The following is a 14,260-nucleotide window of genomic DNA, read 5'->3' on the forward strand; positions in this document are numbered from 1 at the left end:
GCTGCGCTTGTCCCCCGGCTGCGCGCAGCCCAGGCCGGGGAAAGGCCGCTATTTTTTCGGTCGATATTTTTCCGGCAGCGGCGGCACCGGCCGCCTGTCATCCAGCAGATGGCGAAGGGTCAGGATCGGGTGGCGCCAGAGCATTCGTGGCCCGGCCCAGCGCATAATCTGCTTCATCTCTTCGCGCTTCGCCGGCTGATAGCAGTGTACCGGACACTGCTTGCAGGCCGGTTTATTGTCGCCAAACACGCACTTATCAAGCCGCTTGTCGGCGTAGGCGTTCAGCGCCTGATAGTGTTCGCCGTCGTCGCGGGCATCCGGACAGCGGCGCTGATAAAGCCCAATCATCCGACCGATCGTCTGCTTTTCACGTTCGATGCGTTTGCCCACCGTCAACTTCCCTCTCCACAAAAAGATGCATCAATAATACACCTTTTAAACGGGCCACGCAGCCGCTTTCCTAACGATTAGGTCGGGTTAGCGGGTTTATCAACATGCCCCAATGCTTTTTCCGGGAAGCAGACATCGCGCACCCGGCGTTTCAGCTCTGCCGCATCCGGAAAGCCGCCATCCTGCTTGCGCTCCCAGATCTGCTGGCCGTCGATATCGATAGTGAAGATCCCGCCGGTGCCCGGCACCAGCGTCACCGAGGCGATATCGGTGCTGAAGGTGTGTAACAGCTCCTGCGCCATCCAGCTGGCGCGCAGCATCCAGTTGCACTGGGAACAATAGGTGATGGTGATAGCCGCTTTTGAATTCATCGTCATCTCGCTCAGGCTGAAAGGGCACAGTGTAAACAAAGTGCAGTTTAAATGAGGAATACATGAATATTTTGTTGCAAACGATAATACCTATCATTACCATTCGCAATCAACAAATGGAGTAAGACCCTATCCGCAACGGAAAAGACGGAGCAACCTGCAACTCTGGAAGTAACGCGTGAGCCGATACTAATAACGATCAAGGCGTGGCGACTATGTACAAATCGACTCCGTCAGCAGCAGGGTGTAAAAAACGCCTGCTGGTGACCTCTTTGCTTGCAGCAATTTATCAAACTTCTGCCGTCGCAGCAGGCACTTCCGCCATCGGCGGCGAGGCGGTGGATGACACCTCGGAACAAATGACCGTCACCGCTCCCGCGCCGGCGCAAAAAGCCGGTAACGAGCACAGCATCAGCGCCCGGGAGCTGGAGGACAAAGGCGCTAACGATTTCGGCTCGATCATGCGCTATGAACCGCTCATCAGCGCCACCGGGGCCAGCGGCGGATCCGGCAACGGCAAAAGCGGCTTCGACCGCGGGGGCTACACCGGCTACAACATTCGCGGCATGGAGAGCAACCGCGTCGGTATCGACGTGGACGGTATCGCCCAGCCCAACGCCACCGGCCGCGGCTACGTCGGCCGCTCGGGGCTCAATACCTTCGGCATCGGCCGCGATTATATCGACCCGTATATGTACGGCAGCGTGGATATCCAGTCCGGCGCCACCTCGACGGAAACGGCCAACAGCGCCATCGGAGGGAATGTCTCCTTCCGCCCGAAATCGGCGGATGATTACCTGCGCCCGGGCAAAACCAGCGCCTTCGGCTATCGCAGCGGCTACGACTCCGCGGATCGCAGCTGGCACAACGGGGTGACCGTCGCCGGCGGCGATGAGTTCCTGCGCGGCATTTTGGTCTACAGCCGCCGCGACGGCCAGGAAACCGAAAACAACAGCGGCACCGTCGACGCCTACCCGGCGAACTGGCACTCCGATGCCTTTCTGGCCTCCGGGATCTGGCAGCCCAACGACGAGCACAAGCTAACCAGCACCTTCGACTATTACCATAAAACCAACCACACCCACTACGATACCTGGGACTCCAGCGGTAACAGCACCATCGGCACCGCCAACCAGACCAGCCAGACCCGACGCTGGGGCCTGAGCCTGAAGGATGACTGGACGCCGATGAATGACTACCTCGACAGCGTCTCCAGTAAAATCTATTACCAGCATACCGAAGCCCATGACTGGACGTATATGCCGGATAGCGTCACCCGCAGAATGCAGACGGTGAACTCCAACTACGACACCGACACCTGGGGCCTGCAGACCGCGCTGGCGAAAACCCTGGGCCGCCACGATCTGAGCGCCGGCTTTAACGCCAGCACCAGCAAAACCCAGCGGCCCTTCAGCCAGTCGCCGATCCCCAGCGTTTACAGCGAGATCATGCAGCCGGAGGCGGACAGCCGCAGCTACACTCTCGGCGGCTTTGTCCAGGATAAGATCAACTTCGACCTTGATAGCCACAACTTCGCCATCATTCCCGGCGTGCGCGTGGTGCATCAATCGACGAAGCCGGAAAATCTGTCCGACCTTGCCGCCAACAGCAGTGCGCTGACCGAATCGTCGGTGGCGAATCTGTACGGTAAAAACAGCGATACCCAGGTTCTGCCGTCGTTGACCTTCCAGTACGACCTCACCCCGCGCCTGATGACCTACCTGCAGTACCAGCGCGGCGCGCAGTTCCCCAACGCCAGCCAGCTGTATGGATCCTGGAACCTTGGGTCCAGCTACGCCGGCAGCCAGCAGTATGCCCTGATCGGCAATACCGATCTGAAGACGGAAACCAGCGATAATCTCGAGTGGGGGCTGAAGGGGGAAGTTACCGAAGGCATCACCCTGCGCACAGCGCTGTTCTACAACAGCTATAAGAACTTTATCGCCTATACCCGCTATACCCGGGCGAATAATCCGGGCCAGTTCACTAACGTGCCGTCGAACATCTACACCATTTATCAGGCGGAAAACCGCGATAAAGCCTATATCTACGGCGGTGAGATCAGCACCAAATTTAACTTTGGCACCTGGTATGAGCAGGTGGACGGCCTGAGCGCCACCCTCGCCCTCGGCTATAGCGAAGGGAAATCGAAATCCAGCTACAGCGGCGATAAATACGTCGACCTCGACAGCGTAGCGCCGATGAAAGCTATCGTCGGCGTGGCGTGGGACGATCCGGCGAAACGCTACGGCACCGCCCTGACGGCGACCTTCGTCAAGGGGAAACAGGCGACCGCCACCAACCGCGAAAGCTACAGCAACAGCGGGTCCGCCATCGCCGATGCCAGCAGCGACTATATGCGCGTGCCGGGCTACGGCATGCTGGACTGGACCGCGTACTGGCAGGTAGCGAAAAACGTGCGCCTCAATGGCGGGGTCTACAACCTCACCGATCGTAAATACTGGGATTACCTGAGCAGCCGCAATATCGAGACCGGCACCAGCCAGGACGCCAATGATAAAGCGCTGGCGGTCATGCCGGGCCGCACCTGGCAGCTTGGGGTCAACGTCGACTTCTGATTGCCCGAATAACAACTCACCTGCCCCGGCCCGCCGGCCGGGGATATTGAACATTGAGAAGGATATGATTATGCCCAATGCCCACCCCGATCTGTGGCAGCGCTACCAGGCCACCAAAGCGTCCAGCACCGCGAAATATGCCCGCGATATCGCCGCGGAAATGGGGATCAGCGAAGCCGAGCTGACCGCCGCCCGCCTCGGTCACGATGCCGTGCGCCTGATCGATGACGCCCGGGCGCTGATTGCCGCCCTTGAGCGCGTCGGTGAAACCAAATGCATCTGTCGCAACGAGTATGCCGTCCATGAGCAGGTGGGCCAGTTCACGCACCAGCACCTCAGCGGCCACGCCGGGCTGGTGCTCAACCCGCGCGCGCTCGACCTGCGTCTGTTCCTCAGCCAGTGGGCCAGCGCCTTCCATCTGAACGATAACGGTCGCCAGAGCATTCAGTTTTTCGACCACCACGGCGATGCGCTGCTGAAAGTCTATGCGACCACGCAGACCGACATGGCGGCCTGGGACACCCTGATCGCGGAACATCGGGTGGCGGCCCCGGCGCCGCTGGCCCTGCGCCCGCTGGAGCCGGTTAAATATGCCGAGAGCGCCGACGGCGCCGCCCTGGAGAACGACTGGCGCGCGATGACCGACGTACACCAGTTCTTCGGTCTGCTGCGTAAATATCAGCTTTCCCGCCAGCAGGCCTTCCGCCTGGTGAGCGACGACCTCGCCTGCCGCGTTGATCGCCATGCGCTGCCAGCGTTACTGGAGACGGTGCGCCAGGAGGGCAATGAAATCATGATCTTCGTCGGCAATCGCGGCTGCGTGCAGATCTTCACCGGCGCCCTGGAAAAGCTGGCGCCGATGCGCGGCTGGCTGAATATCTTCAATCCCACCTTTACCCTGCATCTGCGTGAAGAGAGCCTCGATGAAGTGTGGGTGACCCGTAAGCCGACCTCAGACGGACACGTCACCAGCGTCGAGCTGTTCGCCAAAGACGGCACCCAGATCGCCCAGCTCTATGGCCAGCGCAGCGAGGGCCACCCCGAGCAGGCGCAATGGCGCCAGCAGGTGGATCGTCTGACCCGCGAAGGACTGCCCGCATGATGCGCTGGTTACTGCTTCTCATCGCCTTCCCGCTGCTGAGCCACGCCGCCGTGGAGCGGCTCGTCACCCTCGGCGGCGATGTCACTGAGATCGTCTATGCCCTTGGCGCGCAACAGAGCCTGGTCGCCCGGGACAGCACCAGCAGCTGGCCCCCGGCGGCGCAAAAGCTGCCGGATGTCGGCTACCTGCGGCAGCTGAACGCCGAGGGGATCCTCGCATTACGTCCGCAGCTGGTGCTAGCGAGCGCCCAGGCGCAGCCCTCGCTGGTCTTACACAAGGTGCAGGCGAGCGGCGTGAAGGTGGTAAACGTGCCGGGCGGCGAAAGCCTGGCCGCGATCGATAACAAAGTGGCCGTCATTGCCGAAGCGTTAGGCAAAACCCCGGCAGGCGACGCGCTGCGCCAGCAGCTTCAGCAACAGATCGCCGCCATTCCAACGCAGCCGGTTACTAAGCGGGTGCTGTTTATTCTCAGCCACGGCGGAATGAATACCCTGGTGGCCGGACAGCACACCGCGGCCGATGGCGCCATTCGCGCCGCCGGGCTGCAGAACGCGATGCAGGGCTTCGACCACTATCGGGCGATGTCGCAGGAGGGGGTGGCCGCCAGCCAGGCGGATCTGGTGGTGATCTCCGCCGATGGTCTCAAAGGGATGGGCGGCGAAGCCGGGCTGTGGAAACTGCCCGGCCTGGCGCAGACCCCGGCGGGGCGTCATAAGCAGCTGCTGACGATCGACGATATGGCCCTGCTCGGTTTTGGGCCGCGCACCCCGCAGGCGATTATCGCGCTGCGTGAAAAAGCGGAGCATCTGCCCTGATGCGCCCTGCCCTCGCCCGCCGTTTGCTGTTGATGACGCTGCTGCTGGTCCTGCTGACGCTGTTCGCCACCACCCTTGGCGCGATGCGTTTGCCGCTGGCCAGCCTGCTGCCCGCCGGGGATGAGATGCTGCGCCACATCTGGCTGACCATCCGTCTGCCGCGGGTGCTGCTGGCCCTGCTGGTAGGCGCGGCGCTGGCCCTCTCCGGCTGCGTGATGCAGGGGTTGTTTCGCAACCCGCTTGCCGACCCGGGCCTGCTGGGCATCAGCAGCGGCGCCGCCCTGGCGGTGGCCTGCTGGCTGGTGCTCCCGCTCTCCGCAACGGGGCTGATCGCCTTGTATATGCCGATGCTGGCGGCGTTTATCGGTAGCCTGGCGGTGATGGTGGTGATTTTTATCCTCAGCCGGGCGGAGGAGGGGTCGCTGTCGCGCCTGCTGCTGGTGGGGATCGCCATCAACGCGCTGTGCGGGGCGCTGGTCGGCGTGCTGGCCTGGCTGAGCAACGACGCCCAGCTGCGCCAGCTGTCGCTGTGGGGCATGGGCAGCCTGGGCCAGGCCGAGTGGCCGACCCTGTTGGTGGCTGCGACCCTGATCATCCCGGCGGCGCTGGCGGTGTGGTGGATGGCCTCCCGCCTCAATCTGCTGCAGCTCGGCGATGAAGAGGCGCACTATCTCGGGGTCAACGTGCGGGCGCTGCAGCGCTGGCTGCTGCTGTGCAGCGCGGTGCTGGTGGCCGCGGCGGTGGCCATCAGCGGCGTCATCGGCTTTATTGGCCTGGTGGTGCCGCACCTGATGCGCCTGTGGCTGGGGCCGGACCATCGCGGGCTGATCCCCGGCTCGCTGCTGGCCGGTGCGATCCTGCTTCTGCTGGCCGACACCCTGGCCCGCACAATGGCGGCGCCGGCGGAGATGCCGGTCGGTCTGCTCACCAGCCTGCTGGGCGCCCCCTGGTTTCTGTGGCTGGTCTTTCGTCGGGAGAACCCCAAACATGGCTAATGAATATTGCGCGCAGGGGCTGGCGCTTCGCCTCGGCCAGCGGCAGATTATCGACAACATCTCCGTCGCGCTGCGCGGCGGCGAGATGACGGCGCTTATCGGGCCGAACGGCGCTGGCAAATCCACCCTGCTGCGGCTGCTGACCGGGTACCTGACCCCGGATAGCGGTACCCGCCGTCTGGCGGGCACGCCGCTGGAGGCGTGGTCACCCGAGGCGCTGGCGCGCCGGCGGGCGGTCATGCTACAGCGCACGGCCCTGCAGGCCGACTGGACGGTGGAAACGGTCATCGCCATGGGGCGCTCGCCGTGGGGCCCGACCGCGGACCCGGCGGAGCTGGCGGCGGTAATGGCCGTCACCGGCTGCGATGACCTTGCCGGCCGCCGCTATCCCGGCCTCTCCGGCGGCGAGCAGCAGCGGGTGCAGCTCGCCCGCTGTCTGGCGCAGCTGTGGCGCGACAGCGCGCCGCAGGGCTGGCTGTTTCTCGATGAGCCCACCTCGGCGCTGGACCTTTACTATCAACAGCATCTGCTGCGCTTGCTCAAACGGCTCACCGCCGGCGGGCAACTGCACGTGTGCGTGGTGCTGCATGACCTTAACCTCGCCGCCCTGTGGGCCGACCGCATTCTGCTGCTTCACCAGGGCCGCCTGGTCGCCCAGGGGACGCCGCAGGAGGTGATCCAGCAGCCGGTTATCCATCGCTGGTACGGGGCGGATGTCCGTCTCGGCCAGCATCCGGACAACGCGGCCCCCCAAGTCTATCTGGCGCCGTAATCCCCCCGCGGCGCAACTGGAATCCGGATCGCGCCGCGCGCGTTCGTCAGTTTCCCTCGCCTGCCCATCTCCGTTATCATGTCTCATCCATGTGATAACGACGAAAACAACAAAATCGCAGCCATTTCAAATCAGGGATCTGGATAACACCCCATGAGCACAATTGACAATCTCGACGCCCACACGCCGATGATGCAGCAGTATCTCAAGCTGAAGGCGCAACATCCTGACATTCTGCTGTTTTACCGGATGGGGGATTTTTACGAGCTGTTTTATGACGATGCGAAACGCGCGTCGCAGCTGCTCGATATCTCGCTGACCAAACGCGGCGCCTCCGCGGGCGAACCCATTCCCATGGCCGGCATCCCCCACCACGCGGTGGAAAACTATCTTGCGAAACTGGTTAATCAGGGCGAGTCGGTAGCTATTTGCGAGCAGATAGGCGACCCGGCCACCACCAAAGGGCCGGTCGAGCGTAAAGTGGTGCGTATCGTCACGCCGGGCACCATCAGCGATGAAGCGCTGCTGCAGGAGCGTCAGGACAACCTGCTGGCCGCCATCTGGCAGGACAGCAAAGGCTTTGGCTACGCGACGCTGGACATCAGCTCCGGCCGCTTCCGCCTGAGCGAACCGGCCGACCGCGAAACCATGGCGGCAGAGCTGCAGCGTACTAATCCGGCGGAGCTGCTGTACGCGGAAGATTTTGCCGAATCGTCGCTGATCGAAGGCCGCCGCGGCCTGCGCCGTCGCCCGCTGTGGGAATTTGAAATCGACACCGCGCGCCAGCAGCTTAACCTGCAGTTCGGCACCCGCGATCTGGTCGGCTTCGGCGTGGAAAACGCCCCCCGCGGCCTGTGCGCCGCCGGCTGCCTGCTGCAGTATGTCAAAGACACCCAGCGCACCTCGCTGCCGCATATTCGCTCCATCACCATGGAGCGCCAGCAGGACAGCATCATTATGGATGCCGCCACCCGCCGTAACCTCGAGATCACCCAGAATCTCGCCGGCGGCACCGATAACACTCTGGCCTCGGTACTCGACTGTACGGTGACGCCGATGGGCAGCCGGATGCTCAAGCGCTGGCTGCATATGCCGGTCCGCGATACCGCCGTGCTGGTGGAGCGCCAGCAGACCATCGGCGCGCTGCAGGAGCGCTATACCGAGCTGCAGCCGGTGCTGCGCCAGGTTGGCGATCTGGAACGTATTCTGGCGCGTCTGGCGCTGCGTACCGCCCGTCCTCGCGATTTAGCCCGCATGCGTCATGCCCTGCAGCAGTTGCCCCTGCTGCGCGAGCAGCTGGCTGACGTTGACAGTCAGCCGGTGCAAAAATTGCGCGAAAAAATGGGCGAGTTTAGCGAACTGCGCGAACTGCTGGAGCGCGCGGTGATCGACGCCCCGCCGGTGCTGGTCCGCGACGGCGGGGTCATCGCTCCAGGCTACAGCGAAGAGCTGGACGAGTGGCGGGCGCTGGCCGATGGCGCCACCGATTATCTCGATAAGCTGGAGATCCGCGAGCGCGAGCGGCTGGGCCTCGACACCCTGAAGGTCGGCTACAACGCCGTCCACGGCTACTACATCCAGATCAGCCGCGGCCAGAGCCACCTCGCGCCGATCCACTACGTGCGTCGCCAGACGCTGAAAAACGCCGAACGCTATATTATTCCTGAGCTGAAGGAATACGAAGATAAGGTGCTGACCTCCAAGGGCAAAGCGCTGGCGCTGGAAAAGCAGCTTTATGACGAACTGTTCGACCTGCTGCTGCCGCACCTTGCCGACCTGCAGGCGAGCGCCAGCGCGCTGGCCGAGCTGGACGTGCTGGTCAACCTGGCGGAACGCGCGGAAACCCTCAACTACTGCTGCCCGACCTTTAGCGATAAGCCGGGCATTCGCATCAGCGAAGGCCGCCATCCGGTGGTCGAGCAGGTGCTGAAAGAGCCGTTTATCGCCAACCCGCTGCAGCTGGCGCCGCAGCGGCGGATGCTGATCATCACCGGGCCGAACATGGGCGGTAAAAGTACCTATATGCGCCAGACCGCGCTGATTGCGCTGCTGGCCTATATCGGCAGCTACGTCCCGGCGCAGAAGGTGGAGATAGGCCCCATCGATCGCATCTTTACTCGCGTCGGCGCGGCGGATGACCTGGCCAGCGGCCGCTCGACCTTTATGGTGGAGATGACTGAAACCGCCAATATCCTGCACAACGCCACCGAACACAGCCTGGTGCTGATGGATGAGATTGGCCGCGGCACGTCCACCTACGACGGTCTGTCGCTGGCATGGGCCTGTGCGGAAAATCTCGCCAACAAAATCAAGGCGCTGACGCTGTTCGCCACCCACTACTTCGAGCTCACTCAGCTGCCGGAGAAAATGGAAGGCGTTGCCAACGTCCATCTCGACGCGCTGGAGCATGGCGACACCATCGCCTTTATGCACAGCGTGCAGGATGGCGCGGCCAGCAAGAGCTACGGCCTGGCGGTCGCCGCGCTGGCCGGGGTGCCGAAAGAGGTGATCAAGCGCGCGCGGCAGAAACTGCGCGAGCTGGAGAGTATCTCGCCCAACGCGGCGGCGACCCAGGTCGACGGCACGCAGATGTCGCTGCTCGCCGCTCCGGAAGAGACCTCGCCTGCGGTTGAGGCGCTGGAGAATCTTGATCCGGACTCCCTGACCCCGCGTCAGGCGCTGGAATGGATCTATCGCCTGAAGAGCCTGGTGTAGGTCTCTTTTAACGTGAAAAAACGGCAGCGCCCTGCGGTGCTGCCGTTTTAACAAATGCAAAATGGGTGCGAGAGGATGCGTCCTGACAACCAATACGCGGGGTTTCCCCCGCGCTGATGCTATTTCTTCGATTCGTAAGCGAGAACAGCTTTAAACTCCATACTACGCTCTTTAATACTGAGTTCGCACAGCGAGCTGCGCACCAAAAGCGTAAATCCCAGTACCTTAATACACAGTACGACGATTGCCACAAGGGCATATTTTGTTAGCATGTCTTGCCTCCCTGCAAAGAAGAGACTAACATCTGAATTGTTCAGGTTCATCCGTCAGCCTCAGTTGATAGAAATATCTCCTGGGGCTTTCGTCTGTCTGGGGTCCTGGTCTTGCTCAAGGCCAGACAGCCTCAAGCACCCGCCGCTATTCTATACTCGTCATGGCGTGAAATTTATCTGCAAGGAATTAATCAGACGGATTTTATATTAATCTGGAAGCCGACTCGCAAAGTCGCCCCATTATATTACCCCTTTACATAATTTCTGGATTTAATGAGTAAATAACTTTTATCATTTTGCGAAATATAAAAAAGCCGACGGAGAGATTATCCCAGTCGGCGTGATGGTCGCAGGCAGTTTGCGCACGACCCAGTTTTAAAATGGCAGGTAAAATAACCTTAACAGGATAAGCCCTTAGCGGGCTCTTTTCATTAACGCTTATCTTCCGACAATAGCGGCGGGACGTGCGGCACCTGCGGCGCCTCATCAATATCTTTCTGCGTCATCCGGAACGCTTCAGGATAGTGCTCACGGCTGGTGCGGCGCAGCGGCTCGGTATCCCGCCAGGTATACAGACAGTGCTGGCACTGATACACGGTCCAGACTCCTTTCACCGGCGATTTCGCCATGACGTCAATCTTTTCATCGGCGCAACGTGGACAAATCATCTTCTTCTCCTTATTTACGGTTGGCCAGCATAGCGGTCAGTTTTTCAGCCCAGGCTTTGGTTTCCGGCAGATCCTGCACCGGCTGGCTGTAGTGGCCGCGAAGGTCCGGCGCAACCGGGGTGGTGGCGTCGATAATTAGCTTGTCGGTGATGCCCGCCGGGCTGGAGCCTGGGTCAAGTTCAAGGACCGACATGTTCGGCAACTGCACCAGGTCTCCCGCCGGGTTAACCTTCGAGGAGAGCGCCCACATCACCTGCGGCAGGTTGAACGGGTCAACGTCTTCATCAACCATGATCACCATCTTCACATAGCCGAGGCCGTGGGGAGTGGTCATCGCCCGCAAACCCACCGCGCGGGCAAAACCGCCGTAGCGTTTTTTGGTGGAGATAATCGCCAGCAGACCGTGGGTGTACATAGCGTTGACCGCCTGCACTTCCGGGAACTCTGCCTTCAGCTGCTGATACAGCGGCACGCAGGTGGCCGGGCCCATCAGATAGTCGATTTCGGTCCACGGCATACCGAGATAGAGCGATTCAAAAATCGGTTTGCTGCGATACGAGACTTTGTCGATGCGCACTACCGTCATGTTACGACCGCCGGAGTAGTGGCCGGTAAACTCACCGAACGGCCCCTCTATCTCACGCTTACGGCCTTCAATCACCCCTTCGAGGATCACTTCCGAACCCCAGGGCACGTCAAAGCCTGTCAGCGGCGCGGTGGCGATGGGATACGGGCTCTCGCGCAGCGCGCCGGCCATTTCATATTCTGACTGATCGTATTTCAGCGGCGTGGCGCCCATCAGGGTGATAATCGGGTCGTTACCGAGGGTAATGGCGATCGGCAGGTCTTCCCCGCGCTCTTCCGCTTTATGCAGATGCAGGGCGATATCGTGCATCGGCACCGGCTGCAGGCCAAGCTTGCGCTTGCCTTTCACTTCCATACGGTAGATACCGACGTTTTGCTTACCGAAGTTGTCAGGGTCAAGCGGATCGCGCGAAACGACACAGGCTTTGTCGAGGTAGAACCCGCCGTCGCCATCGTTGAGGCGGAACAGCGGCAGAATATCGAACAGGTTGATATCATCGCCATCCACGGTGTTTTCCGCCCATGCCGGGTTGGCGCGGCGCTCTGGCGTCACCGGGAAGTTATCCCAACGGCGGATGAATTCATCAATCTGCTTTTTCACCGGCGTGTTGGGCGGCAGGCCCAGCGAGATGGCATGGTTCTGCCACGAGCCGATGGTGTTCATCGTCACCCGGGCGTCGGTAAAGCCGCGAATATTATCGAACCACAGCGCCGGGGCGCCGTCGCCGATGCGTCCGGTGGCATTGGCTGCCGCCGCCAGGTCTGGCTCAGCGTTCACCTCCTCACTGATTTTCAGCAGTTGTCCCTGGTCATCCAGCGCCTGCAAAAAGCTGCGCAAATCATCAAAAGCCATTATTCGATCTCCTGTGCTAATTGTTCTGCCGTGCGCAAGCCGTTCCAGCGGCGCGCTTTGTGATAGTCGAGGCCAAACTGATCCAGCACCCGGGTCACAATGTGGTTGGTGATATCGTCAACCGTCTCCGGGTGGTTATAGTAAGCCGGCATCGGCGGCACCATCGCCACGCCCATACGGGACAGCGCCAGCATGTTCTCCAGATGGATCGTGCTGAGCGGCATTTCCCGCGGGACCAGCACCAGCTTGCGCCCCTCTTTAAGCACCACGTCCGCCGCGCGTCCCACCAGCCCCTCGGCATAGCCTGCGCGAATACCTGCCAGCGTTTTCATACTGCAGGGAATCACGATCATGCCGTCGGTACGAAATGAACCTGAAGAGATGGTGGCGGCCTGGTCGGCCGGGCTGTGGGAAAAGTCCGCCAGCGCGGCCACTTCCCGTGCCGTCCAGGGCGTTTCCAGCTCGATGGTGGTTTTGGCCCACTTCGACATCACCAGATGGGTTTCCACCTCCGGCATATCGCGCAGCGCCTGCAGTAATGCCACCCCAAGCGGAGCCCCGGTGGCCCCCGTCATCCCAACAATCAGTTTCATTCCAGACCTCATTCAATTTGTTCGTACACGAACTTTATACTTAAATTACCCTCTCCTGAGTCGAATGACAAGATCGTTCGTATACGTGCGCATTTTTAATCAAACAGGGAAAAGGTATAAAAAGGCGTACGAACGGCTATCATAGAGGTGACAGTTTTGTTACGGAGTATCCATGGAGTTACGAAACGAAGCATTCCACCTGCTGCGCCAGCTTTTTCAACAACATACCGCCCGCTGGCAGCAGGCGTTACCGGACCTGACTAAGCCTCAGTATGCGGTGATGCGCTCGGTTGCGGAGCAGCCGGGGATCGAACAGGTGGTGCTGATTGAAGCGGCGGTCAGTACGAAGGCCACGCTGGCGGAGATGCTCAGCCGGATGGAAGCGCGCGGCCTGGTGCGCCGGGAGCACGATCCGGCCGATAAGCGCCGCCGTTTTGTCTATCTGACCGACGAAGGCGAGGCGCTGCTTAACCGTTCCATTCCGCAAGGCAATGAGGTCGATGACGAGTTTCTTGGCCGCCTGAGCGATGATGAACGCGAACAGTTCTCCCGGCTGGTGCGTAAAATGATGGTTCCCTGAGCAAGCGCCTAGCCGAGCTGCTCGCGCAGGAAGTCGATAAACGTCCGCACCCGGGTCGGCATATGCTGCGCATCGGGATAAAGGGCATACACTCCCTGCGGCGGGAAATGGTATTCCGGCAGGACAGCCACCAGCTCCCGCTGCGCCAGTTTACCGGCCACCAGCCAGGCTGGCAGCAAAGCGATGCCGCATCCGGCCAGAGCAAAGCTCATCAGCGCCGTGGCGCTGTCGGCTGAAAACCGTGGCGCGTTGACTATCGTAAAATCCACCTCTGCCTGTTCATCCGTTCGCAGCTGCCAGCGCAGCGGGGCCGGCAGACGCTCGTGAATAATCCAGTCAGCTTGCGCCAGATCGGACAGCGTCAGCACCGGATGGCTCGCCAGCCAGGCCGGGGAGGCGACGGGCAGGATCGCGAAACTGGCTATCCGCGTCGCCCGATAGCGGGAATCGGCCAGCGTACCGAGGCGTATCGCCACGTCAAATCGTTCGGAGATAAGATCCGCATGATGGGAGGACGAGACGTGCCGCACCCGTAGCGCCGGATGATGACGGGAAAACGCCGCCAGCGCCGGGATGATGACCTGCGCGCCATACTCCGGCGTGGTGGTGATCCGCAGCTCTCCGCTTAAACCGCTATGGCTGGCCCGGACCTCATCCTGCAGATTTTCCGCCGCTTTGAGCAGCGCCACCCCACGCTGATAGAACAGCGCCCCGGCGTCAGTGAGCCGCAGACGGCGCGTCGAGCGCAGCAGCAGCGTCACCCCCAGCTCATTTTCCAGTTGCCGTACGTTAAAGCTGACCACCGCCTTGGTCTGCCCCAGCGCCGCGGCGGCCTGGGTAAAGCTGCCGGCGTCCACCACGGCGATAAACATGGTCACGCGCTGAAGGTTTAGCATCGTCGTCCGGATGATTGTCAAAAATATTCAGACAGTATATCCCGATTCGCCCCGTTTATCCCCCGCGGCGCCGG

General features: G+C 61.3%; 14 protein-coding genes. 7 read left to right on the forward strand and 7 right to left on the reverse strand.

The features are described from left to right. Positions 1–48: 48 nt before the first annotated feature. On the reverse strand, positions 49–390 hold the full coding sequence (locus tag ABLU95_RS02520) for a nitrous oxide-stimulated promoter family protein (RefSeq protein ID WP_023290806.1): 342 nt from the start codon (positions 388–390) through the stop codon (positions 49–51). Between the two features lie 77 nt (positions 391–467). After that, positions 468–761, reverse strand: a complete 294-nt coding sequence (locus ABLU95_RS02525) for a SelT/SelW/SelH family protein (RefSeq protein ID WP_004205627.1) — start codon at positions 759–761, stop codon at positions 468–470. A gap of 215 nt (positions 762–976) precedes the next feature. Between ABLU95_RS02525 and ABLU95_RS02530 the strand changes: the two genes are divergently transcribed. From ABLU95_RS02530 to mutS, 6 genes are all read left to right on the forward strand, one after another. Beyond that, positions 977–3,340, forward strand: coding sequence for a TonB-dependent receptor (locus tag ABLU95_RS02530; protein ID WP_348878761.1), 2,364 nt, complete (start codon positions 977–979; stop codon positions 3,338–3,340). Between the two features lie 70 nt (positions 3,341–3,410). Next, the gene (locus tag ABLU95_RS02535; RefSeq protein ID WP_023290808.1) at positions 3,411–4,442 is read left to right on the forward strand and encodes a hemin-degrading factor; all 1,032 of its coding nucleotides are present in this window, start codon (positions 3,411–3,413) and stop codon (positions 4,440–4,442) included. Further along, positions 4,439–5,257 carry a hemin ABC transporter substrate-binding protein gene (locus tag ABLU95_RS02540; protein ID WP_348878763.1) on the forward strand — a complete coding sequence of 273 codons (819 nt, stop codon included), beginning with the start codon at positions 4,439–4,441 and terminating at the stop codon, positions 5,255–5,257. Before ABLU95_RS02535 ends, ABLU95_RS02540 begins: the two co-directional genes overlap by 4 nt. Further along, positions 5,257–6,252 (forward strand): iron ABC transporter permease, encoded by a 996-nt coding sequence (locus tag ABLU95_RS02545; RefSeq protein WP_048335122.1) that lies wholly within the window; start codon positions 5,257–5,259, stop codon positions 6,250–6,252. The genes ABLU95_RS02540 and ABLU95_RS02545 overlap by 1 nt, the downstream gene beginning before the upstream one ends. Next, positions 6,245–7,024 carry a heme ABC transporter ATP-binding protein gene (locus tag ABLU95_RS02550; RefSeq protein ID WP_348878766.1) on the forward strand — a complete coding sequence of 260 codons (780 nt, stop codon included), beginning with the start codon at positions 6,245–6,247 and terminating at the stop codon, positions 7,022–7,024. Before ABLU95_RS02545 ends, ABLU95_RS02550 begins: the two co-directional genes overlap by 8 nt. Positions 7,025–7,177: 153 nt before the next feature. Continuing rightward, positions 7,178–9,739, forward strand: a complete 2,562-nt coding sequence (mutS, locus tag ABLU95_RS02555) for a DNA mismatch repair protein MutS (RefSeq protein WP_023290813.1) — start codon at positions 7,178–7,180, stop codon at positions 9,737–9,739. A 119-nt stretch (positions 9,740–9,858) separates the two neighbouring features. Here mutS and ABLU95_RS02560 read toward each other — a convergent pair whose 3' ends face one another. From ABLU95_RS02560 to ABLU95_RS02575, 4 genes are all read right to left on the reverse strand, one after another. Continuing rightward, positions 9,859–10,011: a Hok/Gef family protein gene (locus ABLU95_RS02560; RefSeq protein ID WP_065882135.1), complete on the reverse strand. Its 153-nt coding sequence runs from the start codon at positions 10,009–10,011 to the stop codon at positions 9,859–9,861. 431 nt (positions 10,012–10,442) lie between these two features. After that, positions 10,443–10,679 (reverse strand): non-oxidative hydroxyarylic acid decarboxylases subunit D, encoded by a 237-nt coding sequence (locus tag ABLU95_RS02565; RefSeq protein WP_032453899.1) that lies wholly within the window; start codon positions 10,677–10,679, stop codon positions 10,443–10,445. Between the two features lie 10 nt (positions 10,680–10,689). Next, a complete protein-coding gene (locus ABLU95_RS02570) occupies positions 10,690–12,117 on the reverse strand; it encodes a non-oxidative hydroxyarylic acid decarboxylases subunit C (RefSeq protein ID WP_004205612.1) in 1,428 nt (475 codons plus the stop codon). Then, on the reverse strand, positions 12,117–12,710 hold the full coding sequence (locus ABLU95_RS02575; RefSeq protein ID WP_023290814.1) for a non-oxidative hydroxyarylic acid decarboxylases subunit B: 594 nt from the start codon (positions 12,708–12,710) through the stop codon (positions 12,117–12,119). Before ABLU95_RS02575 ends, ABLU95_RS02570 begins: the two co-directional genes overlap by 1 nt. Positions 12,711–12,882: 172 nt before the next feature. On the opposite strand from ABLU95_RS02575, the gene ABLU95_RS02580 reads away from it, so the two are divergent. Further along, the gene (locus ABLU95_RS02580; RefSeq protein ID WP_023290815.1) at positions 12,883–13,290 is read left to right on the forward strand and encodes a MarR family transcriptional regulator; all 408 of its coding nucleotides are present in this window, start codon (positions 12,883–12,885) and stop codon (positions 13,288–13,290) included. Positions 13,291–13,298: 8 nt separating this feature from the next. On the opposite strand, the gene ABLU95_RS02585 is transcribed toward ABLU95_RS02580, so the two are convergent. After that, entirely contained in the window at positions 13,299–14,186 is an 888-nt protein-coding gene (locus tag ABLU95_RS02585) for a LysR family transcriptional regulator (RefSeq protein ID WP_032453901.1), read from the reverse strand. Positions 14,187–14,260 lie beyond the last annotated feature (74 nt).

It is taken from the genome of Klebsiella sp. GG_Kp146 (assembly GCF_040061975.1).
Classification (GTDB): domain Bacteria; phylum Pseudomonadota; class Gammaproteobacteria; order Enterobacterales; family Enterobacteriaceae; genus Klebsiella; species Klebsiella quasipneumoniae.